At 72.8% G+C, this 22,476-nt stretch carries 21 protein-coding genes; 4 read left to right on the top strand and 17 right to left on the bottom strand.

The genetic code is table 11. The features are described 5' to 3' along the window. Positions 1 to 150 precede the first annotated feature (150 nt). From GRQ65_RS23950 to folP, 11 genes are all read right to left on the bottom strand, one after another. The gene (locus GRQ65_RS23950) at positions 151 to 1,179 is read right to left on the bottom strand and encodes a GNAT family N-acetyltransferase (protein ID WP_202387866.1); all 1,029 of its coding nucleotides are present in this window, start codon (positions 1,177 to 1,179) and stop codon (positions 151 to 153) included. Positions 1,180 to 1,259: 80 nt separating this feature from the next. Continuing rightward, a complete protein-coding gene (locus tag GRQ65_RS09475) occupies positions 1,260 to 1,790 on the bottom strand; it encodes a hypothetical protein (RefSeq protein ID WP_237448027.1) in 531 nt (176 codons plus the stop codon). A gap of 126 nt (positions 1,791 to 1,916) precedes the next feature. After that, the gene (locus GRQ65_RS09470; protein ID WP_237448026.1) at positions 1,917 to 2,735 is read right to left on the bottom strand and encodes a PASTA domain-containing protein; all 819 of its coding nucleotides are present in this window, start codon (positions 2,733 to 2,735) and stop codon (positions 1,917 to 1,919) included. A gap of 122 nt (positions 2,736 to 2,857) precedes the next feature. Further along, positions 2,858 to 5,110 carry a GNAT family N-acetyltransferase gene (locus tag GRQ65_RS09465; RefSeq protein ID WP_160877577.1) on the bottom strand — a complete coding sequence of 751 codons (2,253 nt, stop codon included), beginning with the start codon at positions 5,108 to 5,110 and terminating at the stop codon, positions 2,858 to 2,860. Further along, on the bottom strand, positions 5,107 to 6,420 hold the full coding sequence (locus GRQ65_RS09460; protein WP_160877575.1) for a SidA/IucD/PvdA family monooxygenase: 1,314 nt from the start codon (positions 6,418 to 6,420) through the stop codon (positions 5,107 to 5,109). Before GRQ65_RS09460 ends, GRQ65_RS09465 begins: the two co-directional genes overlap by 4 nt. Then, a complete protein-coding gene (locus tag GRQ65_RS09455; RefSeq protein ID WP_160877573.1) occupies positions 6,417 to 7,943 on the bottom strand; it encodes a pyridoxal phosphate-dependent decarboxylase family protein in 1,527 nt (508 codons plus the stop codon). The genes GRQ65_RS09460 and GRQ65_RS09455 overlap by 4 nt, the downstream gene beginning before the upstream one ends. A 193-nt stretch (positions 7,944 to 8,136) precedes the next feature. After that, positions 8,137 to 9,117, bottom strand: coding sequence for an IS481 family transposase (locus GRQ65_RS09450; protein WP_439331854.1), 981 nt, complete (start codon positions 9,115 to 9,117; stop codon positions 8,137 to 8,139). A gap of 162 nt (positions 9,118 to 9,279) precedes the next feature. Next, positions 9,280 to 9,789 (bottom strand): DUF3180 domain-containing protein, encoded by a 510-nt coding sequence (locus GRQ65_RS09445; protein WP_337191601.1) that lies wholly within the window; start codon positions 9,787 to 9,789, stop codon positions 9,280 to 9,282. 34 nt (positions 9,790 to 9,823) lie between these two features. Continuing rightward, a complete protein-coding gene (gene folK, locus GRQ65_RS09440; RefSeq protein WP_160877569.1) occupies positions 9,824 to 10,393 on the bottom strand; it encodes a 2-amino-4-hydroxy-6-hydroxymethyldihydropteridine diphosphokinase in 570 nt (189 codons plus the stop codon). Continuing rightward, positions 10,390 to 10,767: a dihydroneopterin aldolase gene (folB, locus tag GRQ65_RS09435; protein WP_160877567.1), complete on the bottom strand. Its 378-nt coding sequence runs from the start codon at positions 10,765 to 10,767 to the stop codon at positions 10,390 to 10,392. Before folB ends, folK begins: the two co-directional genes overlap by 4 nt. Then, a complete protein-coding gene (gene folP, locus GRQ65_RS09430; RefSeq protein WP_160877941.1) occupies positions 10,764 to 11,597 on the bottom strand; it encodes a dihydropteroate synthase in 834 nt (277 codons plus the stop codon). Before folP ends, folB begins: the two co-directional genes overlap by 4 nt. Positions 11,598 to 11,911: 314 nt before the next feature. On the opposite strand from folP, the gene GRQ65_RS09425 reads away from it, so the two are divergent. Further along, positions 11,912 to 12,400, top strand: a complete 489-nt coding sequence (locus GRQ65_RS09425; protein WP_160877565.1) for a hypothetical protein — start codon at positions 11,912 to 11,914, stop codon at positions 12,398 to 12,400. Here the strand turns inward: GRQ65_RS09425 and GRQ65_RS09420 are convergent. Then, on the bottom strand, positions 12,334 to 13,413 hold the full coding sequence (locus GRQ65_RS09420) for a sulfotransferase family protein (RefSeq protein WP_160877563.1): 1,080 nt from the start codon (positions 13,411 to 13,413) through the stop codon (positions 12,334 to 12,336). The genes GRQ65_RS09425 and GRQ65_RS09420 overlap by 67 nt on opposite strands. Before the next feature lie 26 nt (positions 13,414 to 13,439). Here GRQ65_RS09420 and GRQ65_RS09415 point away from each other — a divergent pair, with 26 nt between their 5' ends. Beyond that, positions 13,440 to 14,087, top strand: coding sequence for a hypothetical protein (locus tag GRQ65_RS09415; RefSeq protein ID WP_160877561.1), 648 nt, complete (start codon positions 13,440 to 13,442; stop codon positions 14,085 to 14,087). A gap of 219 nt (positions 14,088 to 14,306) precedes the next feature. After that, a complete protein-coding gene (locus tag GRQ65_RS09410; RefSeq protein WP_160877559.1) occupies positions 14,307 to 14,924 on the top strand; it encodes a DUF8548 family protein in 618 nt (205 codons plus the stop codon). On the opposite strand, the gene folE is transcribed toward GRQ65_RS09410, so the two are convergent. From folE to GRQ65_RS09385, 5 genes are all read right to left on the bottom strand, one after another. Further along, entirely contained in the window at positions 14,908 to 15,513 is a 606-nt protein-coding gene (gene folE, locus GRQ65_RS09405) for a GTP cyclohydrolase I FolE (protein ID WP_272917631.1), read from the bottom strand. The two genes, GRQ65_RS09410 and folE, sit on opposite strands and share 17 nt — an antisense overlap. Before the next feature lie 2 nt (positions 15,514 to 15,515). Continuing rightward, positions 15,516 to 17,603: an ATP-dependent zinc metalloprotease FtsH gene (ftsH, locus tag GRQ65_RS09400; protein ID WP_160877557.1), complete on the bottom strand. Its 2,088-nt coding sequence runs from the start codon at positions 17,601 to 17,603 to the stop codon at positions 15,516 to 15,518. A 344-nt stretch (positions 17,604 to 17,947) separates the two neighbouring features. Continuing rightward, positions 17,948 to 18,514, bottom strand: a complete 567-nt coding sequence (hpt, locus tag GRQ65_RS09395) for a hypoxanthine phosphoribosyltransferase (protein ID WP_160877555.1) — start codon at positions 18,512 to 18,514, stop codon at positions 17,948 to 17,950. Positions 18,515 to 18,518: 4 nt separating this feature from the next. Further along, positions 18,519 to 19,541, bottom strand: a complete 1,023-nt coding sequence (gene tilS, locus GRQ65_RS09390; RefSeq protein ID WP_160877553.1) for a tRNA lysidine(34) synthetase TilS — start codon at positions 19,539 to 19,541, stop codon at positions 18,519 to 18,521. A 22-nt stretch (positions 19,542 to 19,563) separates the two neighbouring features. Further along, positions 19,564 to 20,646, bottom strand: a complete 1,083-nt coding sequence (locus tag GRQ65_RS09385) for a zinc-dependent metalloprotease (RefSeq protein WP_237448025.1) — start codon at positions 20,644 to 20,646, stop codon at positions 19,564 to 19,566. An 81-nt stretch (positions 20,647 to 20,727) separates the two neighbouring features. Here GRQ65_RS09385 and GRQ65_RS09380 point away from each other — a divergent pair, with 81 nt between their 5' ends. Next, the gene (locus GRQ65_RS09380; protein WP_160877551.1) at positions 20,728 to 22,161 is read left to right on the top strand and encodes an MFS transporter; all 1,434 of its coding nucleotides are present in this window, start codon (positions 20,728 to 20,730) and stop codon (positions 22,159 to 22,161) included. Positions 22,162 to 22,476 lie beyond the last annotated feature (315 nt).

Here is a 22,476-nt window from a genome sequence, read left to right as displayed (position 1 = left end):
CAGGTTAGGGCGTGGTCCCGCGTGCCCGGATCGGTAGTCACCGACGTTCCGGGGGGCTGAGAGGTGTCTCAGGGCCCCGGAACGTCGGTGACTACCGACCGAACGTCGGTGAGTACCGCCCGGTACCGAGCTGGACGAGGGCGGGCGGGCTCAGCGGACGGGGACGTCGCGGTGCCACGACTGGGTGACGTAGGAGATCTCCCAGCCGAGGCCGCGGTAGAGGCGGTCGGCGCCGGTCGGGCTGTCGGCGTCGACCTCGAGGCCGACCTTGGTCCGGCCGCGGGCGGCGGCGTCGGCGATGACGGTGCGCAGCAGTCCCTTGGCGACGCCGCGACCGCGGGCCGCCTCGACGGTCCCGATGTAGGCGACGTAGGACCCGCTGCCGGTGTCGGTGGCAACCAGCGCGCCGACAGGCTGGTCGCCGAGGAGGGCGAGCCACCAGTGGTCCCAGCGGTGGCCGGGGTCCTCGCGCAGGCGGAAGAGGAACTCGTCGAAGGTCTCGGGCTTGGAGTTGAAGTGGTCGGTGAACGCCGTCTCGAGCACCTCGTGCACCGTCCGCCAGTCGTCCTCGCCGTCGGCGAGCCGGACGACGACGCCGTCGCGCTCCCAGCGGGCCGGGTCGTCGACCAGACCGGCCTCGTCGGCAGTGACCGGGCGGCTCATCTGCCACCAGGTGCGCACCTGGGCGAACCCGGCCGCGGCGAGCCAGCGGTGCTGGCGCTCGTCGTCGACGTAGGCCCCGGTGTCGATCTGCTGCACGTCGAGCCCCCGGGCGGCACCCACCTCGCGGGCCTGTCCGACGGCCCACTCGACGAGGACGTCGGAGCAGGCGCGGCCGGTGCGCTCGTCGAGGTCGCGGTCGACGACGTGCACGAACAGCATCCGCCCGCTGGCCCGGTCGTGGACGCTGCCCCAGGCCCGGGCCAGCCCGCTCGCGTCGCGGACGACGACGTTCTGCCGGGTGCGCAGCCCGGCGACCTCGACGAGCACCTCGTCGCGGTCGCTGCCGGGCCAGCCGCGGCCGGCGGCCTCGTGGGCGCGCAGCAGCGCGGTCAGCCGGTCGACGTCGGCCGGGTCGTCGGCGTCGGGTACGCCGATGGTCCAGTCGGACGGAAGGGCCGCCGGCTCCTCGACCAGCTCGGTCGGGTCGGGCTCGAAGCGGCTCTCCTCGGGGATCACGATCGACCATCCTCCCCCACACGCGAACGGCGCGCCCCCGCAGTGCGGGAGCGCGCCGTCGACGAGGCGGTGGTGAGGCGTCAGGCGTGCTTGCGCTGGTGCTCGGCGGCGTGCCAGGCGGCGGTGACCGCGTGCAGCTCGGAGCGGAGCGTGTCGGCCTCGGCCTCGAGCTCGGCGATGCGGAGCCGGTCGGCGGCGACGAGCGCCTCGGTCTCGACGAGCTTGGCCTCGAGGGCGGCGGCGCGCCGCCCCTCGGCGTTGCGGCTGCGCAGCGAGGTGGCCGCACGGCGCTGCGAGAGCGACAGCGCCTGCTCGAGCTCGTCGAGCGACTGCTCGCGCTCGGCGAGCCGGGCGCGCACCTGCTGCAGGTAGTCGGCGTCCTCGGCAGAGCGCTCCTCGTGGATCAGGAGGTAGGCCTTCGCCTGGATCGCCCGGTCCTTGGCGGCCGCGACGCGCGACTCGACGAGCTCGGTGTGGGTGATCCGGGTGGCCGCGGCCCCCAGGACGACGCTCAGCACCGCGGCGATCGTGACGACGAGCCACGAGCCGCTCAGGGCCGCGCCGACGACGGCGAGCGCGGCGAGCACGATCAGGCCGACGGCGACCGTCATGCGGACCGACCGCTGACGCTTCCGTGTGGCCTGTGTTGCTGAAGGGGAAGGCATGTTCGCAGGCTAGGGTGCCCGGCGCTCTGCGGCCCGTAGGCGCGCGGAAGCCGTGCTGGCCGCGCGGCTCGGCTACGGCTCGGTCAGCACCAGGTTGACCCGACCGATCTGTCCCACGTCGTTGATCCCGAGCTCGACCGCGAAGTAGTCGACGCAGGACCTGGGGGTGGCGGCTGCGATGACTGCGACCCCATCTCGGTCGGGCAGGGGCTGGTCACCGTGCAGGCAGGGATGACTCGGCGGGGCCGACGTGACCACCAGCTCGCCCCGGTGGTCTCGCAGCACGTCGAGCGGCGACAAGGGACAGACCCTGCCGGCGTACCCCGGCTCGGTGCACACCCCCCACTCGGCTCGCTCGCCGAGCAGGTCGTTGTCGATGGTGGAGGCGAGCCGCCCGCCGAGGTAGACGTCCACGGGCGCGTCAGCCGGGATCGAGTCGCGCCGGCCCCGGGCGAAGGCGACGAACAGGTCGGCCACCCTCTGGTCGTCGAGCGACGCCGGCGGGAGGTCGAGGTCGCAGGCCTCGAGGTCCACCTCTGCGTTGACCCGGAGCACGACGACCGACCCGGCGGGCAACGTCCGGCCCGGTGCGGGTCGTTGTTCGAAGACCGTGCCCTCGGGCTCGCACGTCGCTCCCGGCACCTTGATGGACCGAGGCTCGAGACCGGCGGCGCGCAATCGGGTCTGCGCTGCGTCGCGAGACCGACCGAGGACGTCCGGGACCCTCGTCCGCTGCGGCTTCGCGGACGCGACCGTCGAGGACGTCGTCGGAGTCGGCGAACTCGCGTCACTCGACGTGGCCTCGCGTGGCAACGAGGCACCGGGCGCGTCGTCCGAGCAGCCGGACACGAGGTAGACAGCAAGGACGACCACAGCCGCCAGCACTCTCATGCGTGGTGGACGCGTGGAGCGGTCGAGGAGTTGCCCTCCGATCGTGGTCTCGAGACAGGACTTCGTCCTTCCTCAACCACCGGGCGCTCAACCACCGGGCGCTCGTCCACCGGGGCACGCCGTCAGCCGGCAGACACGCGGGCGTGGGCGGCGAGGGGGTTGGGCATCCGTCCGGCGTACATCAGCGAGGCGTCGAGGTCGGCGAGGTCGACCATCTGGCGGGTGTCGCGCAGCTGCAGCCGGTTGAGGCAGGAGTGCGGGAACGACGGCGCGAACAGGTCGAGGTCGCGGCCGGCGGCGCCGGTGTCGTCGCGGTGCTCGTGGACGCAGTCGGCGACGAGCCGCCAGAACTCCGCGGCCGGCAGCTCGCCGGCGCCGTCGAGGATCGCGCACAGGTGGCGCAGCACCCCGTCGAAGACGTCGGTCTGGATGCACAGCGCGGCCGACTCGTCGTCGACGGCCTGGCGGATCCGCTCGATCCCGGCGGGCACCGGGCGGTCGGCGAGCACGCCGACCTCCTCGCCGATGTCCTTCATGACCGCGCGGACCGGCACGTGGTCGCGCAGCACGAGGATGAGGTTCTCGCCGTGCGGCATGAAGGCCAGATCGTGCACCCGCAGGCAGTGGAGCAGGGGCCGCAGGTAGGCGCGGAGGTACGCCGCGACCCAGGTCTCGACCGGCAGCCCCGACGCCCGCACGAGCTCGACGACGAGCGGGCGGCCGTCGGCGTCGCGGTGCAGCAGCGAGGCCATCGTCGCGAGCCGCTCGCCGGGCGCGAGCGACGGCACGGGGCTCTCGCGCCACAGCGCCGCGACCATCTTGCGGTGCGGCGACGGCGGCGCGGCGCGGTGGTAGGCGTCGCCGGTGTAGCCGACCGAGGCGATCTCGCGCAGCACCGAGAAGCCGCAGTCGCCGAGCAGCGGGTCCCCGGAGACGACCTCGTGCACCCAGTCGTTGATCGCCGGCGTCACCCGCATGTACGCCGGCGACAGGCCGCGCAGGAACCCCATGTTCTGGATGGCCAGCGCGACCTTCACGTAGGGCCGCTCGGGGTGGTCGAGGTCGAAGAAGGTCCGGATCGACTGCTGCGCCTGGTAGCGGCTCGTCGTCGGTCCGAGCGGCACGAGGTCGCCCCGGGCCACGTCGGGCGCGAAGGTGACCGCGAGCCGGTGCTCGAGCTGCCAGGGGTGGACCGGCACGGCGACGTACTGCTCGGGGTCGAGGCCGCGCTCGCGCATCCGTTCGACGACCTCGCCGGGCTGGACGTCGCCGGCCGAGACGCCGGCGCCGAGCGCGAGGTGGGTCGCGTCCCGCCGCGCGGCGACCCACTCCAGGCGCACCGGGCGCCCGGACTCGGGGGCGTAGCGGTCGTGGTCGTCGACGCCGAACCCGATCCGACCGTTGTTGGCGACGAACGACGGGTGCCCCTCGCTCATCGCCGCCTCGACGGTCTGGAAGTCGGCGTCGACCAGGTCGCGCGCGCTGAGCGTGGAGTGGCGCCGCTTCCACATCGCGCTCGCGAGCGTGCTCGACAGCTCCTCGAGGTAGGTGCCGACCAGCTCGTCGGGGATGCCCAGCAGTGGCTGCAGCTCGCTGACCAGGTCGAGGACGTCGAGGTCGGTCGGCTCGCCGTCGACCGTGCGGCGCACGGAGGCCGGGTCGACCGCCCAGTGCTCGAGCGGCAGCACCTCCGCGTCGAAGTCGTACGTCGACCCGCCGGTGACGAGTCGCCACCCCGCCCCGACGCGCTCCGGCGCGACCAGCCGCTCGTGCGCGAACTCCGTGAGCGCCTTGGTCACCAGGTGCCGCTGCGCGACGGCGAGGTGGTCGACCCGCAGGTGCGCGAGCGGCGGACGGGCGCGGAACGACAGCACCGCCCGCTTGTCGTGCAGATCGACGACCCGGCCCTCGACGAACCCGGCGGCGACGTTCTTGGCGCGCACCGCGTCGTTGCGCTCGTCGGGCTCGACCACGACCCGCCGGGCGCGCAGCGGGCCGTCGCAGAACGCCATCACGGTCTCGAAGACCGCGTCGGTGAAGCCGCGCACCGGCGACTCGGTCGGCGCCACCAGCACGTGCATGCCGAGGTCTCCGTCCAGCACGTCGTAGTGCGCGGCGAGCTCGCTGTGCGCGGGGTCGTAGGTCTCGACGAGGTACGCCGCCACCCCGTCGACCCGGCCGAGCCACGCCCGGTGGTGACCGCTCGCCGCGATCGCGGCGTACTCCGCTCGGACCCGGTCGATGTCGGCGTCGAGCATCCCCCAGAACCGCGAGCGCGGGTGCGTCACCCAGCCGTGGAGCAGCTCCGCGTCCCGGTCGACGTCGAGCGGCTCGAGGGTGTGGGTGCCGACGGCGGTCGGGTGCGTGAACGTCATCGGGCCGCCTCCTCGGCGACGAGTGCACCCGAGGGCACACCGAACTCCTGGAAGGCGATGCGCCGCTCGACCGGGTAGACCTCGCGACCGAGCACCTGGGCGAGGATGCGGGAGTTGCGGTGGGCACCCATCCCGAGGTCCGGGGCGGTGAGGCCGTGGGTGTGCTCCTCGGCGTTCTGCACGAAGACCTCGCGGTCGGCGAGGTCGATCGTGAAGTCGCGCGCGACGTCGTACCTCCCCCGGGCGTCGAAGCGCAGCCGGTCGCGCACCGGTTCGAGGAAGCCGGGCACGTGCGCGCGGTAGCCGGTGGCGAGCACCAGCCCCTCGGTCTCGAGGCCGAACTCGGTGCCGAGCTCCTCGTGGCGCAGGTCCAGGCGGTACGCCGAGCCGTCCCAGCGCGCCCCCGTCAGCGCGGTCGACGTGGCGAGCGTCGTGGGCACCGGCGCGACGCTGCGCTTGCGGTAGAGCGTGTCGTAGATCGCGTCGACCAGCTCGCCGCTGATGCCCTTGTGGAGGTGGCGCTGGGCGCGGTTCTGGCGGTCGCGCTGCTCGGCGGGCAGCGCGTGGAAGTGGTCGACCCACTCCGGCGAGGTCATCTCGAGGGTCAGCTTGGTGTACTCCATCGGGAAGAAGCGCGGCGAGCGCGTCAGCCAGGTCAGGTGGTAGCCGCCGTCGTGAATGCCCTCGAGGAGGTCGAGGTAGATCTCCGCGGCGCTCTGTCCGCTGCCGACGACGGTGATGCTGCGCGAGCGGCGCAGGTCGTCGCGCCGGTGCAGGTAGTCGCTGCTGTGCAGCACCGGCCCGTCGAGCCCGGCGACCGCGTCGGGCACCGACGGCACGGTGCCGACGCCGAGCACGAGGTGGCGCCCGCGCACGCGGCGGGTGTCGGCGGCGGTCTCCGCCGTGACGACGTACGCCGCGCCGTCGTGCTCGACGCGGGTCACGCGGTGGCCCCAGCGCAGGCTGTCGAGCATCGAGGCGGCCCAGCGGCAGTAGTCGGCGTACTCGCGGCGCAAGGGGTAGAAGCTCTCGCGGATGTAGAACGAGTAGAGCCGGCCGGTCTCCTTCAGGTGCGCGAGGAAGGAGAACCGCGAGGTCGGGTCGGCCATCGTCACCAGGTCGGCCAGGAACGGCACCTGCACGGTCGCGTCCTCCAGCATCATCCCGGGGTGCCAGTCGAAGCCGTCGGCGGCGTCGAGGAAGACCGCGTCGAGCGGCAACGGGTCGGCCAGGCAGGCGAGGCCGAGGTTGAACGGGCCGATGCCGATGCCGACCAGGTCGTGTACGTGGCCCTCGTCGCGGGTGCTCACACCGCCACCGCCTCGGGCGCGCGGGCGGCGAGGTGCTGGCGGGCGCTGCGGCGTACGGCCTCGACGACGGCGTCGAGATCGGCGAGCGTGACCTGGGGGTTGAGCAGCGTCAGCTTGAGCCACGGCCGACCGTCCACCTTGGTCGTGGCGACGAGCACCCGCCCCTCCTCGAGCAGGGCCTGCCGCACCGCCGGGTTGAGCTCGTCGGCGACGGCCTCGGGCAGCCCGGCGGGTCGGAAGCGGAACAGGACCGTGCTGAGCGATCCCGGCGCGAGCACCTCGAAGTCGGGGTCGCGGCGCAGCCGTCGGTGCACCTCGCCGGCGCGGTCGACGACCTCGTCGAACAGCTCGCCGAGCGCCTGCGCGCCGCTGGCACGCAGCGTCAGCCAGAGCTTGAGCGCGTCGAAGCGCCGCGTGGTCTGCAGGCTCTTGTCGACCTGGTTGGGCACGACCGCCTCGCGGGGGTTGAGGTAGTCGGCGTGGAACGTCACGTGCCGCAGGTCCTCGCCGCGGCGCACCAGCACCGCGCTCGAGGCGACCGGCTGGAAGAAGCTCTTGTGGAAGTCGACGGTCACCGAGTCCGCGTGCTCGATGCCGTCGAGCAGGTGACGCCGGGTCGGCGAGACGAGCAGGCCGCAGCCGTACGCCGCGTCGACGTGCAGCCACGCCCCGTGGGCACGCGTGAGGGCGGCGACCTCGGCGAGCGGGTCGATGCAGCCGCGGTCGGTGGTGCCGGCCGTGGCCACGACGGCCATCGGGTGGACGCCGTCGCGGGCGAGCGCGCCGAGCTCCCGCGAGAGCGACGCGGGGTCCATGCGGCCGTCGGCACCGGTCGCGACCAGGCGCACAGCGCCGCTGCCGAGCCCGAGCAGCCGCGCCGCCTTCACGATGCTGAAGTGGGTCTCGGCAGTCGCGAGCACCGCAAGCTGGGCCGCGAGCTCGGGCTCGTACGCCGCCCCGGTCAGCCGGTGCGCGGCGTGCTCGCGGGCGACGAGCAGCGCCTGGAGGTTGGACTGGGTGCCGCCGCTGGTGAAGACGCCGTCGGCGTCGGGCCCGAGGCCGACCAGGTCGGCGGTCCACCGGACCAGCCGCTGCTCGACCAGCGTCGCGACGGTGCTCTGGTCCCAGGTGTCGACCGAGGTGTTGACCGCGCTGGCCACGACCTCGGCGGCCAGGGCGGGCAGGGCGACCGGGCAGTTGAGGTGGGCGGCGTAGCCCGGGTCGTGGAACCACACCGCGTGCTCGAGGTAGACCTCGTCGAGCTCGCGCAGCGCGTCGTCGAGCCCGACCGGCCGGTCGAGGTCGACGCCCGCGACGAGCCGTTCGAGCTCGGCCTGCGTGGCGCCGGACGTCGGCCGGTCGACGCGCTCGAAGCGCGCCGCGACCTGCGCGACGGCGCGGGTCAGCTGGTCGGCGTACTCCGCCGCGGCGCCGCGCACCAGCAGGTGATCGTGCGGCGCGTCGACGGCTGAGGCCGCTCGTGGGGGCAGGGTCGGACGATCGGTTCCCGAGAGGTGGACCATGAAGATGAGGTTAGCCTCACCTAAGTGATGGTCCGCAACCCCGTGTGAGCCAGGTCGCTACCGCAGGGAGTGGTTTCGAGACGGTCCTGGCGGACCTCCTCAACCACCGGTGCCAGCGCCGGTGGTCGAGGAAGTCGCGCTAGCGACTGTCTCGAAACCACCGGTGCCAGCGCCGGTGGTCGAGGAAGTCGCGCTAGCTGTGATGTCCAGCCAGGTTGGTCAACCGGGTGATGGGTGGGACCTTGCCGATGGCTGAGTGGGGCCGGTGGTGGTTGTAGTGGTGGACCCATCCTGGCAGGGCGGCGAGGCGGGCGGTCTCGGAGGAGTAGAACTTCTTGAAGGCCCATCCCTCGGCGAGGGTGCGGTGGAAGCGTTCGATCTTGCCGTTGGTCTGTGGCCGGTAGGGGCGGGTGCGTTTGGGTGTGATGCCGAGCTCGGCGCACACCGCGCGCCAGTGGTGCGACTTGTAGGCCGAGCCGTTGTCGGACAGCACGCGTTCGACGGTGACGCCGCGGGCGCGAAACCAGGCCACGGCGCGGCGTAGGACGCCGGCGGCGGTCTCTTTGCGTTCGTCGTCGTGGGCTTCGACGTAGGCCACTCTGGAGTGGTCGTCGATGACGGTGTGCAGGTAGCAGGTGCCGCGTCTGCTGGTGTTGGTCTTGGTGCGGGTGTTCTTGGTGCCTTGTTGTTTGCCGACGTAGCGCCAGCCGCCGCCGTCGGGGACCCGGCCGAGCTTCTTGACGTCGACGTGCAGCATCGAACCGGGGTAGGCGTGCTCGTAGCGGCGGATCGGTTCACCGGTGACGCGGTCGAGGTGGGTGAGCCGGTTCAAGCGACATCGCACGAGGACTGCGTGCACGGTCGAGGCCGGCATCGCGAGCCGGTGACCGATCTCGACCGGTCCGAGGCGGTGCTTGAGGCGTAGGTGAACGATCTTGCGGACCACCGGTCGCGGGGTCCGCTTGGGTTGGGTGTGGCGTGCGGAGCTGCGATCACCCATCCCGTCGACGCCCTCGCGGGCATACCGCTCGGCCCACTTCTTCGCGGTGCGCCACGAGACGTCGTAGCGCTCGGCGGCTCGGGCGATGTCCCAGCCCTCGTCGATGATCAGGCGGGCCAGCTTGAGCCGCGCCGTCGGAGCCAGCGCAGCGTTGGAATGGATAGCGTGGGGCACGAAGACCTCCTGTTGGTGAAGCGGTACGGCCTAGACAGCTCCACTTCACAACAGGGGGTCTTCACCTATCTACGGCATCAGATCGTGTCGTCGCACGATCTCGACCAACGTGCCTGGACATCACAGCTAGCGACTGTCTCGAAACCACCTGACGTGGATGCCCTACGTCCGGGGGCGCCGCACCCGACAGGCCCGCTCCAGCAGGAACGAGCCGACGACGATCACGAGTCCCGCAGCAACGGCGACGAGCGAGCGGACGATGCGCTGGCCGGCGAGCTCGGCGGGGTCGCCGATCCACGACAGCGCGTAGCCGGCGTAGATGCCGGCGACCAGCGCGCCGACGTACGCCCCGGCGCGCGCGAGGACGAGCCGGTTGACCGCGCGGTGCGGCTCGAGCCGCTCGCGCCGCACCTGGACGGCGCGGTGGGTCTGCCAGGCGGTGATGGCGATGACCACGGCGACCAGCCACAGCGCGGCCGGCTGCGGCCAGGAGACGACGGGGGCCACACCGTTGACGCGCTCGGCGACGACGCGCCACACCCAGCCGAGGACGAGCCCGGCCAGCGCCCAGCCCGTCACGACGGCGTACGACGTGGGACCGAGACGGCCCTGGGGCTCGTCGTCGTGGTCCGGCTCCTCGTGCTGGCGAGGGTCGGGTGGCAGCTCGATCACGGCCGCTCCTGGCGGGGACGTCTGGCTGGGGGGACTACTCGAGCTCGAGGTGCAGGTCGTCGCGGCGGGTGATGCCGCTCTCGTCGAGCGAGGCGAGCAGGTCGGCGACCTTGCCCTGCGTGGGGATGGCCGCATCGGGCTCGAGGTCGTGCCAGGGCCGCAGCACGAAGGCGCGCTGGGCCGCGCGCGGGTGCGGCAGGCGCAGGGTGTCGTCGTCGGCGCGGCGGTCGCCGACCACGATCAGGTCGACGTCGAGGGTGCGCGGGGCGTTGCGGACCTCGCTGCGCTCGCGGCCGTAGGCGTCCTCGATGGCCAGCGCGCGGTCGAGCAGGCGCGTGGCGGCGAGCGTGGTGTCGGCGAGCACGACGGCGTTGAGGTAGGGCCCCGAGCCCTCGGGAGCGTCGACGGGCTCGCTCTCGTAGACCGGGGAGACGCTGGTGACCCAGACGTCGGGGGTGTCGGCGAGGGCGCGCACGGCGCCCTGGAGGTTCTCCATCCGCTCCCCGAGGTTGGACCCCAGCGCCAGGACCGTCCGCCGGATCGGTCGCATCTCGCCGGTCAGGGTGTCGGCGTCGACGATGTGCGGGTTGGGGGTCTCGGTCACGGGGGGCCCTCCTGGGTCTTCGACCGGGTGATCGTCAGCGCGACGTCGGAGAACGTCGCGTCGATGGGTGCGTCCGGCTTGTGGACCGTGACGCGGACCCATTCAACACCGCTCTCCAAGAGGCAGAGAGCCGCGATCCGCTGGGCCAGCGTCTCGATCAGGTCGACCGGATCCTTCTCGACGGCGGCCTTCACCGCCATCGCGAGACTTCCGTAGTCGACCGTCTGTGACAAGTCGTCGGTCTCGGCGGCGGAGCGGGTGTCGAGCCCCAGCACGAGGTCGATGACGAAGGTCTGGCCCTCGCGCCGCTCGAACTCGAAGACCCCGTGGTGGCCGAAGCACTCCAGCCCGGTGAGCGCGAGCTCGTCGGTCATCGGGCTCCGATCCGGGGCGTGGTCTGGCGGGCGGCGTGCAGGGCTGCGACGACGCGGAAGGCGTCGCGGGTCGAGCGTACGTCGTGCACACGGACGCCCCAGACACCGACCTCGGCCAGCACCGTGCTGATCGCGACCACCGCGGCCTCGCGCTCGTCGACGGGCCGCGGCTCCCCTGCCTCGTCGGCCAGGAGGCGCCCGAGGAACGACTTGCGGCTCGCCCCCACCAGCAGCGGGTGACCCAGTCCGGCCAGGGCGTCGAGGTGGGCGAGCAGCTCCCAGTTGTGGTCGCCGCGCTTGGCGAAGCCCAGCCCCGGGTCGAGCACCAGCCGCTCGGCCGCGATGCCCGCGGACAGCGCGGCCCAGGCCCGCTCGGCCAGCTCGTCGCGGACGGTGCCGACCACGCCCCCCGGGCCGTCGTACGTCGCGAAGTCGGCCATGTGGTCGGCGTGGGCGCGCCAGTGCATGGCGACGTAGGTCGCCTCGCTGTCGGCGACCACGCGCAGGATGTCGGGGTCGGCGAGGCCACCGGAGACGTCGTTGACGACGCTCGCGCCGGCCTCGAGCGCGGCGCTCGCGACCTCGGAGCGCATCGTGTCGACGGAGACCCGCGCCCCGGCCTCGGCGAGCTCCGTGATGACCGGCACGACCCGGTCGAGCTCCTCCGAGACCAGTGGACGGGTCGCCCCGGGCCTCGTCGACTCACCGCCCACGTCGAGCAGGTCGGCGCCGTCGGCGAGCAGCCGCAGCCCGTGCGCGACCGCGCTGTCGGTGTCGGCGTAGCGTCCGCCGTCGCTGAACGAGTCGGGGGTGACGTTGACGACGCCCATCACCAGGGGCAGGGCGCGCTCGGTCACCGGCCGACCCTATCGAGCCACCCGGGGGTCGGGGAACGACGAAGGCACCGCTGGTCGAGCAGAGAGGCCGGCTACGGCCGGACGTCGTCGAGACCACCGCAACCATCACCAGGTCTCGACGACGCTCGCTGGCGCTCGCTGCTCGACCACCGACGTACGACGCTCGCTGCTCGACCACCGAGGAAGGCACCGCACCAAGGTGCGACGGGTGGACCGGACCTTCCTGCTCGGAGTGGGCGCGATGAAGGCACGACCCGGCTGCACAACCACCGGGCGGCCTCGCCGCAGTGCGAGCCGGGCTGCGCAAGGAGGACCACGTCTTCGACAGCCTCGACCTCGGCGAGGCGCCGTACCTCCTCGGTCACGTGGTCGAGCGCGCCCACGGGTCGCTCGAGGAGGTCGCGCAGGGACGCTCGACCGGCCCGACGTTCCTGCAGCAGGCGGCGATGATCGCTGACGAGCAGCTCTGCTTCGACTACTTCACCGGCCTGTTCTCGCGCGACCCGCAGACCCGGCTGACCCTCGACGTGACGCCGGACTACGCGCGGCTGAGCACCGAGCGGTTCGCCTCGATCCGCGGGGAGTTCGAGCGGCGCGGGGTGCGGGCGGTCGAGCGGATCTGGTCGCAGGTGCGGATGCAGAGGCGGCGCCGCCCCGGCAGCAACCCCGGCTCGGCCGAGCAGCTCGTCGCGCAGCTCGTCGCCCAGCGCTACGCCGAGCGGTTCCCCGACCGCGACCTGGCCCGGATCTGGCCGAGCGCGCGCTTCGTCCTCTGAGCCAGGGCCTCGACCCCTCCGGCCGGCTGCGCCGCCTCGAGCTCGCGGCGGCGGGCGCGCTCCTCGCGCAGCCGCCCGCGGATCTTGGCCGCGCCCGCGGCCGAGCCGCGCCGCTCGCGGTGGCGGGCCTCGTCGAGGGTGAGGGCCACGGCCTCGGCGTACCGGCCGTCGTACGCCACGCGCAGCTCGTCCAGACGCGCGGAGGCGGCCGCGTCGTGGGGGTCGACGACGAGCGCCCCGAGCTGCGTCCAGGCGTCCTCGGCGAGGTCGCGCAGCCACGTCGGCAGCACGATGTCGTCCCAGGTCAGCTGCGAGCGCCGCATGCCCGGGTCGAGGAAGTCGTCGAGCGCGGCGGCGCGCTGCGGGTCGTCGACCGGCAGGTCCAGGTCGAGCTGCGTCGAGACCAGGCCGAGTGAGGCGCGCCAGTCGCCGAGCAGGTCGTGGTAGCCGATGAAGGACCGCGCCGAGCCGCGCGAGGTCGCCTCGGTGACGAGCGCGACGTTGAGCCAGGCCGCCGTGTTGGCGGTCTCCTTGACCCGGCGCTCCTCGTCGGTGCGCCGGCCCGCGCCCCAGGTGCGGTCCTGCGAGCCGACCACCTCGGCGGGGTGGCGCAGCGCGGTCAGCGTGTGCAGATCGCGGTCGGCGCCCGCGGCGGCCGCGCGCCAGGTCGGCAGCACCCAGGCGGCGTGCGGGTCCTTGACCACCACCCGCGGCTGCGGCTGCTCGCCCAGCCAGGTGCGCAGCTCGGCCTCGAGCCCCTCGCGGTCGGCGTACCCCGCGACCCGGCCGAGCGCCTTGGGGCTGCCGTCGCTGGGGCGCACGAGCGCACCGCGCATGATCCGCTTGTGGAACTCGATGACCCACCGCGGCTCGAAGTGGCCCTTGGCGTTGCGCTCGGACGCCGGGACCTCCGGCTGCGGCACGTGCCAGCCGAGCTGCTTGAGGCTGCCGGCCAGCGAGCTGGTGCCGCTGCGCATCGAGCCGGTCACCAGCACCACGGTGTGTTCACTCATCAGCACGGCAGCCTACGGTCGGACGCGTGATCCTCTCCCACGAGCACGGCTTCGTGTTCATGAAGACGCGCAAGACGGCCGGCACCTCGGTCGAGATCGCGCTCTCGCGGGTCTGCGGCCCCGACGACGTGATCACCCCGGTGCTCGAGGAGTCGCTGCGCGCCGAGCTCGGCGGCCGCGGCCCGCAGAACCACACCGCCCCGCCGCTGGAGCGCAAGGCGTTCAACCACATGCCGGTCTCGATGGTGCGCCGGATGGTCGGCCGCGCCCGCTTCGAGTCCTACCTGTCCTTCGCCATCGAGCGGAACCCCTGGGACGCCGTCGTCTCGCTCTTCCACTGGGCCCACCGCGAGGGCGGCGCGCCCGCCGGGCCGGGCGCCTTCGCGGCGTACGTCGCGAGCCCCGCGGTCGCGGAGTTCGCCGAGAAGAACCAGCGCATCTACCGGCTCCAGGGTCGGGTCGCCGTCGACCGGGTGCTGCGCTACGAGTCGCTCGCCGACGAGCTCGGCGCCCTGTGGACCGAGCTGGGCCTGCCCGGCTCCCCCGACCTGCCGCACGCCAAGGCCGGCGTGCGCCCGGCCGGCTCCTACCGCGAGCTGTACGACGACGCCTCGCGCCAGCGCGTCGCCGCGCTCTTCGCCGCCCCGATCGCGGAGCTGGGCTACGAGTTCTGAGCGGTCGAGGTGGGTGGTTTCGAGACAGGACTTCGTCCTTCCTCAACCACCGGTGGCCCGGCCGGTGGTTGAGGAGGCCCGCTAGGGCCGTCTCGAAACCACTCTCGCCGCACCGACTGGTCTAGCGAGAGCGCACCGATCGCCGTTCGCTGTGCGTACACCGCCCCCTCGCGGGGCAGAACCCCGTCACAACGACTCGGGCCGACCTGTGGGGGGACAGTGACGACGCACGCCCGGGCGCCGCTCGACGCCGTCGCGCGCCGAGTGCTCGCCGACCTCGGTCCCTGTGCCGCCTGGGACGTCGAGCCCGCCTGGCCCGACTCGCTCGCCCTGGCGGTCATCGACGCGGCATTGCCCCCGTCCGAGCGCGCCGCGCTGCTGTCGGCGTACGTCGAGGCGCGGCGAGCGACCGGCACGGACCCCGCCACCGACGGGCTCGAAGAGCTGCGCGCGACCCTGCCGCAGCTGCCCGACACACCGGCCCGGGCGCAGGTCGGCGAGGTCGCCGCCCGGCTCGCGGCGACCGGCGTGCTGACCGCGGAGCACCTGCGTCACGCCCACGAGCTCAACCGGGCACGTCTGGCCCAGGTCTGGCACGGCGCGCCGGGCCAGGCGTCCGGTGCCGGGTGGGCCCGGCTCTTGGTCCTGCTCGGGATCGACGACGGCGACCCGGACCTCGTGGTCGCGACCTACCTCGGCTCGGCCGTCGGGCGACGCCTCGACGCCCGCGGCACGGCGGAGGTGCTGCAGAGCCTGGCGAGGGCGCTCGACACCGACCCGGCCACGCTGGCGCGCGCGGTGCGGGCTCGCGTGTGTGCGGTCAGCAGGTGCGGTTGATCAGCGCCATCGCCTCGGCACGGGTCGAGGCGTTGGAGCGGAAGGTGCCGCGCACGGCGGACGTGATCGTGCGGGCGCCGGCCTTCTTGACCCCGCGCATCGTCATGCACAGGTGCTCGGCCTCGATGACGACGATGACGCCGCGCGCCTCGAGGTGGGTCATCAGCGCGTCGGCCACCTGCGTGGTCAGCCGCTCCTGCACCTGAGGGCGCTTGGAGTAGAGGTCGACCAGGCGGGCGAGCTTGGACAGGCCGGTGATGAGCCCGCTGCGACCCGGCAGGTAGCCGACGTGCGCGACGCCGGTGAACGGCACCAGGTGGTGCTCGCACATCGACCAGAGCTCGATGTCGCGCACCAGGATGATCTCGTCGTGACCGATGTCGAACGTCTTGGTCAGGACGTCCTCGGGCGACTGGCGCAGCCCCTGGGTGAGCTCGGCGTAGGCCCGGGCCACGCGGCCCGGGGTCTCCTTGAGCCCTTCGCGGTCGGGGTCCTCACCGATCGCGATGAGCAGCTCGCGGACGGCCGCTTCGGCGCGCGCGTGGTCGAAGGGCGGCACGTCCTCGGGCCGCCGTACGGCGTCGGTCAAGCTCAGGCTCCTGGGTAGGGCGGCTGCGGGGCGCTGCCCCCGCCGGGCTGGTCGATGCCGGGGTCGCCGTGGACGTCGCCGCCCGGGCCGGGCGGGGTGACGACGGCGCCGGGGCCCTCCTCGGGCGCGCGGCCGTTGACGCCGTGACCGTTCATCGCGGCGGCGCGGGCCCGCACCTCGGCGGGGATCTCGACGGCGGGGATGTCGGAGGGGCGACGCGTGGGCGAGCCCGTCCAGGCCGGGCGCTCGGGGCGGCGGCGCAGCGGCTCGAAGACCCGCGCGATCTGCTCCTTATCGAGGGTCTCCTTGTCGAGCAGCTCGAGGACCAGGGCGTCGAGGACGTCGCGGTTCTCCTCGAGGATGTCGAAGGCCTCCTGGTGCGCGGTGGCGAGGAGCTTCTTGGTCTCCTCGTCGACCACCCCGGCGACCTCCTCGGAGTAGTTGCGCGAGTGGCCGAGGTCGCGGCCCAGGAACGGCTCGGAGCCCGAGTCGCCCAGCTTGATCGCGCCGAGCCGCTCGGTCATGCCGTACTGCGTGACCATCGCGCGGGCGACCGAGGTCGCCTTCTCGATGTCATTGCCGGCGCCCGTGGTCGGGTCGTGGAAGATCAGCTCCTCGGCGGCGCGGCCGCCGAGCATGTAGGCGAGCTGGTCGAGCATCTGGCTGCGCGGCTGGGAGTACTTGTCGCTGTCGGGCAGCACCATCGTGTAGCCCAGCGCGCGACCGCGCGGCAGGATCGTCACCTTGTGCACCGGGTCGTTGCCCGGGAGCGCCGCCGCGACGAGGGCGTGGCCGCCCTCGTGGTAGGCGGTGATGAGCTTCTCCTTCTCGCTCATCAGGCGCGTGCGGCGCTGCGGGCCGGCGATGACGCGGTCGATGGCCTCGTCGAGCGACTCGTTGGTGATGAGCTTCTCGTTGGCGCGGGCCGTGAGCAGCGCGGCCTCGTTGAGCACGTTGGCCAGGTCGGCACCGCTGAAGCCGGGCGTACGACGGGCGACCGAGATCAGGTTGACGTCGTCGGCCAGCGGCTTGCCACGCGAGTGGACCTTGAGGATCTGCTCGCGGCCCGACAGGTCGGGGGCGTCGACCTGGATCTGGCGGTCGAAGCGACCCGGGCGCAGCAGCGCGGGGTCGAGCACGTCGGGACGGTTGGTCGCCGCGATGAGGATGACCCCGCCGCGCACGTCGAAGCCGTCCATCTCGACCAGCAGCTGGTTGAGGGTCTGCTCGCGCTCGTCGTGGCCGCCGCCCATGCCGGTGCCGCGGTGACGACCGACCGCGTCGATCTCGTCGATGAAGACGATGGCCGGGGCGTTCTCCTTGGCCTGCTCGAACAGGTCGCGCACGCGGCTCGCGCCGACACCCACGAACATCTCGACGAAGTCGGAGCCGGAGATCGAGTAGAACGGCACGCCCGCCTCACCCGCGACCGCGCGGGCGAGCAGCGTCTTGCCGGTGCCGGGCTGGCCGTAGAGCAGCACGCCCTTGGGGATCTTGGCGCCCACGGCCTGGAACTTCGCGGGCTCCTGCAGGAACTCCTTGATCTCGCCGAGCTCCTCGATCGCCTCGTCGCACCCGGCGACGTCGGCGAACGTGGTCTTGGGCATGTCCTTGGAGATCAGCTTGGCCTTGGACTTGGCGAACTGCATGACGCCGCGACCGCCGCCGCCCTGCATGGAGTTCATCAGCCAGAAGAACAGGCCGACCAGCAGCAGGATCGGGAGCAGGCTGATCAGGAACGAGCTCAGGAGACCGGGGCGGGAGACCTCGACCTCGACGGAGTCGATGGTGCCGTCGCGGAACTGGCGCTGCGCGGAGCGGAAGATCTCGCCCTGGGTGCCCATGAGGTACTTCGTGGTCACCTCGCGTCCACCGTCGCGGTCGACACTGTCGTCGAGCGTCGCCTTGATGACCTGGTCACCGTCGACGAAGGTGATGTCCTTGACCTCACCGTCGGCGATGTACTTGCTCATCTGCGACGAGCTGATCTCGTCCCCGCCTCCGGAGCTCACCACGAACTGCATGGCGACGAGCACGCCGATGACGGCGATGACGATCCAGACCAGCGGGCCCTTGAAGATGCGCTTCACAGAGTTCTCTCGAATGCGGGGTCAGATGGGGTGACGACGGTACCTCTGAGTCGCCAATCTCCAGTGTCTCAGGTGACTGGTGGTCCCGCGAGCCGTCCGGCCCGTGTTCGCTCTCAGAGGACGGATCCTCAGCCTCCGCTCAGCCCGCGCCGGCGCCGGCTCGGTGGTCGAGGAAGGACGAAGTCCTGTCTCGAGACCAGGGCGCAGGTCGAGGGGTTTCGAGACGGCGCTGGCGCGCCTCCTCAACCAGCGGTGCTCCGGTCCAGTGGTCGAGGAAGGACGAAGTCCTGCGAGTCCGGTGGTTGAGGAAGGACGAAGTCCTGTCTCGAAACCACTTGTCGTACCTATCCCCCGTAGACGTGGGGCGCGAGGGTGCCGATGGCCCGCATGTTGCGGTAGCGCTCGCGGTAGTCGAGGCCGTAGCCGACGACGAACTCGTTGGGGATGTCCCAGCCGACGTACTTCACGTCGACGGGCATGGTGAGCGCCTCGGGCTTGCGCAGCAGGGTCGCGATCTCGACGGAGGCGGGGTTGCGCGAGGAGAGGTTGGAGGTCAGCCACGACAGCGTGAGGCCGGTGTCGATGATCTCGTCGACGATGACGACGTGGCGCCCGGAGATGTCGGTGTCGAGGTCCTTCAGGATGCGTACGACGCCGCTCGACTGGGTGCCCGAGCCGTACGACGAGACCGCCATCCAGTCCATCTCGATGTGTCGGCTGAACGCCCGGGCCATGTCGGCCATGACCATCGCCGCGCCGCGCAGGATGCCGACGATGAGCAGGTCGGGCTGGCCCTCGACGACCGGGTGGTCCGCCTCGATCTGGGCGGCCAGCTCGGCGATCCGGGCCTGGATCTGCTCCTCGGTGAAGAGCACGTCGACCAGGTCGGATTCCACGTGGGAGGCGTCCATGCCGTCAGCCTGACACAGCACCGCGGCGCAGCCGCAAACGCCCGTCGGCCCGCAGCGCGGAGACGTGGCCGGGCAGCTGCACCTCCCCGCGGCCGCTGCTGCCGAGCACCAGCCGGTCGAGCGCGGTCACGTGCACGTGGAACAGCTCGGCGGCCGGCGCGCCGGCCTCGAGCGCGGCCCGGCGCAGCACCCGGGTGCGGGTCGCGGTGGGCAGCGCGACCAGCGCGGCCACCTCGAACCCGTCGTCGGATCCGCCGGCGCCCGAGCCCCGCAGCCCGTCGTACGCCGCGTCCGCGAGGTCGTCGAGCAGGTCGCTGTCGGCGCGCAGCTGGTCGGCGGTGCGGGCGAGCGCGGCCGTGACACCGGGGCCGAGCTGCTCCTCGAGCACCGGGAGCACGCTGCGGCGCACCCGCACCCGGGCGAAGCCGGGGTCGTCGTTGTGCGGGTCGTCCCAGTAGGCGATGCCCTCGACCTGGCAGGCCGTGACGGTGTCGGTGCGGGTGACGTCGAGCAGCGGGCGGCGCACGCGGTCGAAGGAGCGGCGCATCCCGGCGAGCGAGCGGCCGCCGGAGCCGCGGGCGAGCCCGAGCAGCACGGTCTCGGCCTGGTCGTCGAGGGTGTGCCCGAGCAGCACCGCGACGGCTCCGAAGTGCTGCGCCATCTGCTCGAGCACGGCGTAGCGCGCCTCCCGCGCCGCCGCCTCCGGACCGCGGCCGCCCTCGCTGGAGACCTGCACCCGGGCCGAGGCCGTCTCGTCGGCGCCCAGTGCGGCCATCTGCTCGACGACGTGGGCGGCGTGCGCGGCCGAGCCCTCCTGCAGCCCGTGGTCGACGGTGGCGCCGACGACCCGCAGGCCCTGCTTGCGGGCCTCGAAGACGGTCGCCGCGAGCAGCGCGAGCGAGTCGGCGCCGCCGGAGCAGGCGACGAGGACGGCCGCCCCCGGCGCGGGCGCGCCCTCCACCACGAGCTCGGCCAGCGTGCGGCGTACGCCGAGACGGACGGCGGCGACCGAGGGGTGCAGGCTCACCGGTCCACGACCCAGCGGGGCATCAGGTGGCGAGGACGCGCGTCATCCAGGCGTCGGGGTCGGCGATCTCGGCCTTGGACGGCAGGTGGTCGGGGGTCTCCCAGACGACGTTGAAGCCGTTCATCCCGGCCTTGTCGACGACGTGGCGCACGAACTTCGCGCCGTCGCGGTACTGCGCCATCTTGGCGTCGAGGCCGAGCAGGCGCCGCAGCAGCCGGTCGAGCACGCCGACGCCCTTGCGGCGCTCGTTGAACGACGAGCGGATCTTGGCGACCGACGGGATGACCTGGGGCCCGACGCCGTCCATGACGACGTCGGCGTGGCCCTCGAGCAGCGACATGACTCCGGTGAGTCCGTCGAGCAGCGCCTTCTGCTCAGGGCTGCCCACGAGGTCGATGAGGCTGCCGCTGCCGGTGCCGCCCTCGCCGCGACCGCGCAGCGCGCGCATCACCCGCTCGATGCCGTCCTCGAGCGCGTTGCTCGGCTCCATGGTCTCGGCGAGCTTGCCGATCTGGCTGAACAGGTGCTCGCGCATCCACGGGACCGCCGTGAACTGCACCCGGTGGGTCTCCTCGTGCAGGCAGACCCAGAGCCGGAAGTCGGTGGGGTCGGCGCCGATCTCGCGCTCGACGTGGACGACGTTGGGGGCGACCAGCAGCAGCCGGCCGTCGGGGGCGTGGAACGGGTCGAACTGTCCGAGCACCTTCGAGGCGAGGAAGCCGAGAACGCCGCCGACCTCGGCGCCGGTGATCTTGGAGCCGACCGCGGCGGTGATGCCGCTCGGCGGCTTCTTCTCGGTCAGCTTCGCGACGATCGGGTCGAGCAGGATCGCGAACGCGTCGGCGTTGGCCTGCACCCACCCGGGGCGGTCGACGACGAGCACCGGTGCGGAGTGGTCGCGAGCGACCAGACCGGTGAAGTCGCGGACCAGACCGGTCGAGCGCTCGGCGCCGGCCCTCAGCTCGGCGACGGCCTTGGCGGCCTCGTCGAGGCGTACGGTCGGGCCCTCGCCGGCCAGCTTGGAGCCGATCGAGACGGCGAGGTCCCAGTCGACCATCTGGCGCCGCGCGTTGTCGGCACCGTCGCCGGGGTACGACTGGGTCATGTCCTCAACCTATCCGGGCCGTGGTCGGCCGATCCGTGGCTCGCGAGCCGTCCCGGTCGTCCCGGCGGGCCGGGTGGGGGCATGAGCGAGGACGTCGTCGACGCACCGGACGAGCGGCGCGACGTCGAGGACTACGAGCCCGACCCGCGGCGCTGGCGCATCCTGGGCGTCTCGCTGGCCGTCGGGTTCATGTCGCTGCTCGACGTCTCGATCGTCAACGTCGCGATCCCCTCGATGCGCGAGGGGCTCGACACCTCGTCGGGCACGATCCAGTGGGTCGTCTCGGGCTACGCCCTGACCTTCGGCCTGACGCTGGTCGCCGGGGGGCGTCTCGGCGACGCGTACGGGCGGCGCCGGATGATGCTGATCGGGCTGGCGGCGTTCGTGGTGTCGTCGGCCGCGGTGGGGTTCGCCCCCAACGCCGAGCTGGTCGTCGCCGCGCGACTCGCGCAGGGCGCGTCGGCCGGGCTGCTCACCCCGCAGAACTCCGGGCTCATCCAGCAGCTGTTCCGCGGCGCCGAGCGCGGCCGGGCGTTCGGGCTGTTCGGGTTCACCGTCTCGTCGGCGTCCGCCCTCGGGCCGGTGCTCGGCGGGCTGATCATCGCGGCGGCCGGGGAGGAGAACGGCTGGCGCTGGCTCTTCCTCGTCAACCTGCCGATCGGCGTCGTCGCGATGCTCGCGGTCGCCCGAATGGTGCCCAGGCGCGACCCCGCGACGATCGACCACGCCCGCATCGACGTCGCCGGCGCGGTGCTGCTCGGCCTCACCGTCCTGGCCCTGCTCTACCCCATCGTCTCGATCGAGCGGGGTGCCCGGCTGCCGCTCGTGCTGCTGGTGCTCGTGCCGGTCTTCGCGGTCGCCTTCGTGCGCTGGGAGCACCGGCTGACCCGGCTGGGCCACCAGCCGCTGCTCGACGTCGGGCTGCTGCGGACGCTGCCGGGCTACGTCAACGGCCTCACCGTCGGCACGCTCTACTTCACCGGCTTCACGGGCCTCGTGCTCGTCATCTCGGTGTGGCTGCAGGAGGGGCTCGGCTTCACCCCGCTGCACGCCGGGCTGCTGATCATGCCGTTCGCCGTCGGCTCCGCTGTGGCCGCGCCGGTCGCCGGCCGGTTCGTCACGTCGGTCGGCCGCGCGCTCACCGTCGGCGCGCTCGTGGTGATGATGACCGGCACGCTGCTCTTCCTGCTGCTCGCACCTGGTCGCGACCCGCTGTGGGTGTGGGCCGCCCCGACCCTGCTGATCGCCGGCCTCGGCGCCGGCGCCGTCGTCTCCCCCAACATCACCCTCACGCTCGCCGAGGTCCCGCCCCGGATGGGCGGCGCCGCCGGCGGCGCCCTGCAGACGGGCCAGCGCATCGGCGCCTCCATCGGCGCTGCCGTGCTCATGACCGTCTACCAGGTCGCCGCCCCCTCCGGCGCCGACACCGCCCTGCGCCTGTCCCTGGCGACCGGCGTCGTGCTGCTCTCCCTCGCGCTCGTCATGGCGGTCCGGGCGGTGCGCCAGCAGGGCTGAGCCCCGCCGTACGCCGACCCGGCGTGAAGTGCTGTCAGATGTACGTCGACCCGGCGTGAAGTGCAGTCAGATGTACGTCGACCCGGCGTGAAGTGCCGCCGGAAGAGCGCCGACCCGGCGTGAAGTGCAGTCAGATGTACGTCGACCCGGCGTGAAGTGCAGTCAGCCGAGTTCACTTCGCGCCGGGTCGGCGTACGTCCAGCAACCATTCGCGCCGGGTCGGCGTACGTCCAGCAACCATTCGCGCCGGGTCGGCGTACGTCCAGCAACCATTCGCGCCGGGTCGGCGTACGTCCAGCAACCATTCGCGCCGGG

The organism is Nocardioides flavescens (assembly GCF_009823805.1).
In the GTDB taxonomy this organism is placed as follows: Bacteria; Actinomycetota; Actinomycetes; order Propionibacteriales; family Nocardioidaceae; genus Nocardioides; species Nocardioides flavescens.
This window is presented reverse-complemented; position numbering and strand designations above follow the sequence as displayed.

Excerpts from the sequence above, each read along its gene's own strand:
- GRQ65_RS09475 (WP_237448027.1), bottom strand. The coding sequence starts at position 1,790 with ATGACGGTCGCCGTCGGCCTGATCGTGCTCGCCGCGCTCGCCGTCGTC.
- GRQ65_RS09470 (WP_237448026.1), bottom strand. The coding sequence starts at position 2,735 with ATGAGAGTGCTGGCGGCTGTGGTCGTCCTTGCTGTCTACCTCGTGTCC.
- GRQ65_RS09465 (WP_160877577.1), bottom strand. The coding sequence starts at position 5,110 with ATGACGTTCACGCACCCGACCGCCGTCGGCACCCACACCCTCGAGCCG.
- GRQ65_RS09455 (WP_160877573.1), bottom strand. The coding sequence starts at position 7,943 with ATGGTCCACCTCTCGGGAACCGATCGTCCGACCCTGCCCCCACGAGCG.
- folB (WP_160877567.1), bottom strand. The coding sequence starts at position 10,767 with ATGACCGACGAGCTCGCGCTCACCGGGCTGGAGTGCTTCGGCCACCAC.
- folP (WP_160877941.1), bottom strand. The coding sequence starts at position 11,597 with ATGGGCGTCGTCAACGTCACCCCCGACTCGTTCAGCGACGGCGGACGC.
- GRQ65_RS09420 (WP_160877563.1), bottom strand. The coding sequence starts at position 13,413 with ATGAGTGAACACACCGTGGTGCTGGTGACCGGCTCGATGCGCAGCGGC.
- hpt (WP_160877555.1), bottom strand. The coding sequence starts at position 18,514 with ATGGACGCCTCCCACGTGGAATCCGACCTGGTCGACGTGCTCTTCACC.
- GRQ65_RS09385 (WP_237448025.1), bottom strand. The coding sequence starts at position 20,646 with ATGACCCAGTCGTACCCCGGCGACGGTGCCGACAACGCGCGGCGCCAG.
- GRQ65_RS09380 (WP_160877551.1), top strand. The coding sequence starts at position 20,728 with ATGAGCGAGGACGTCGTCGACGCACCGGACGAGCGGCGCGACGTCGAG.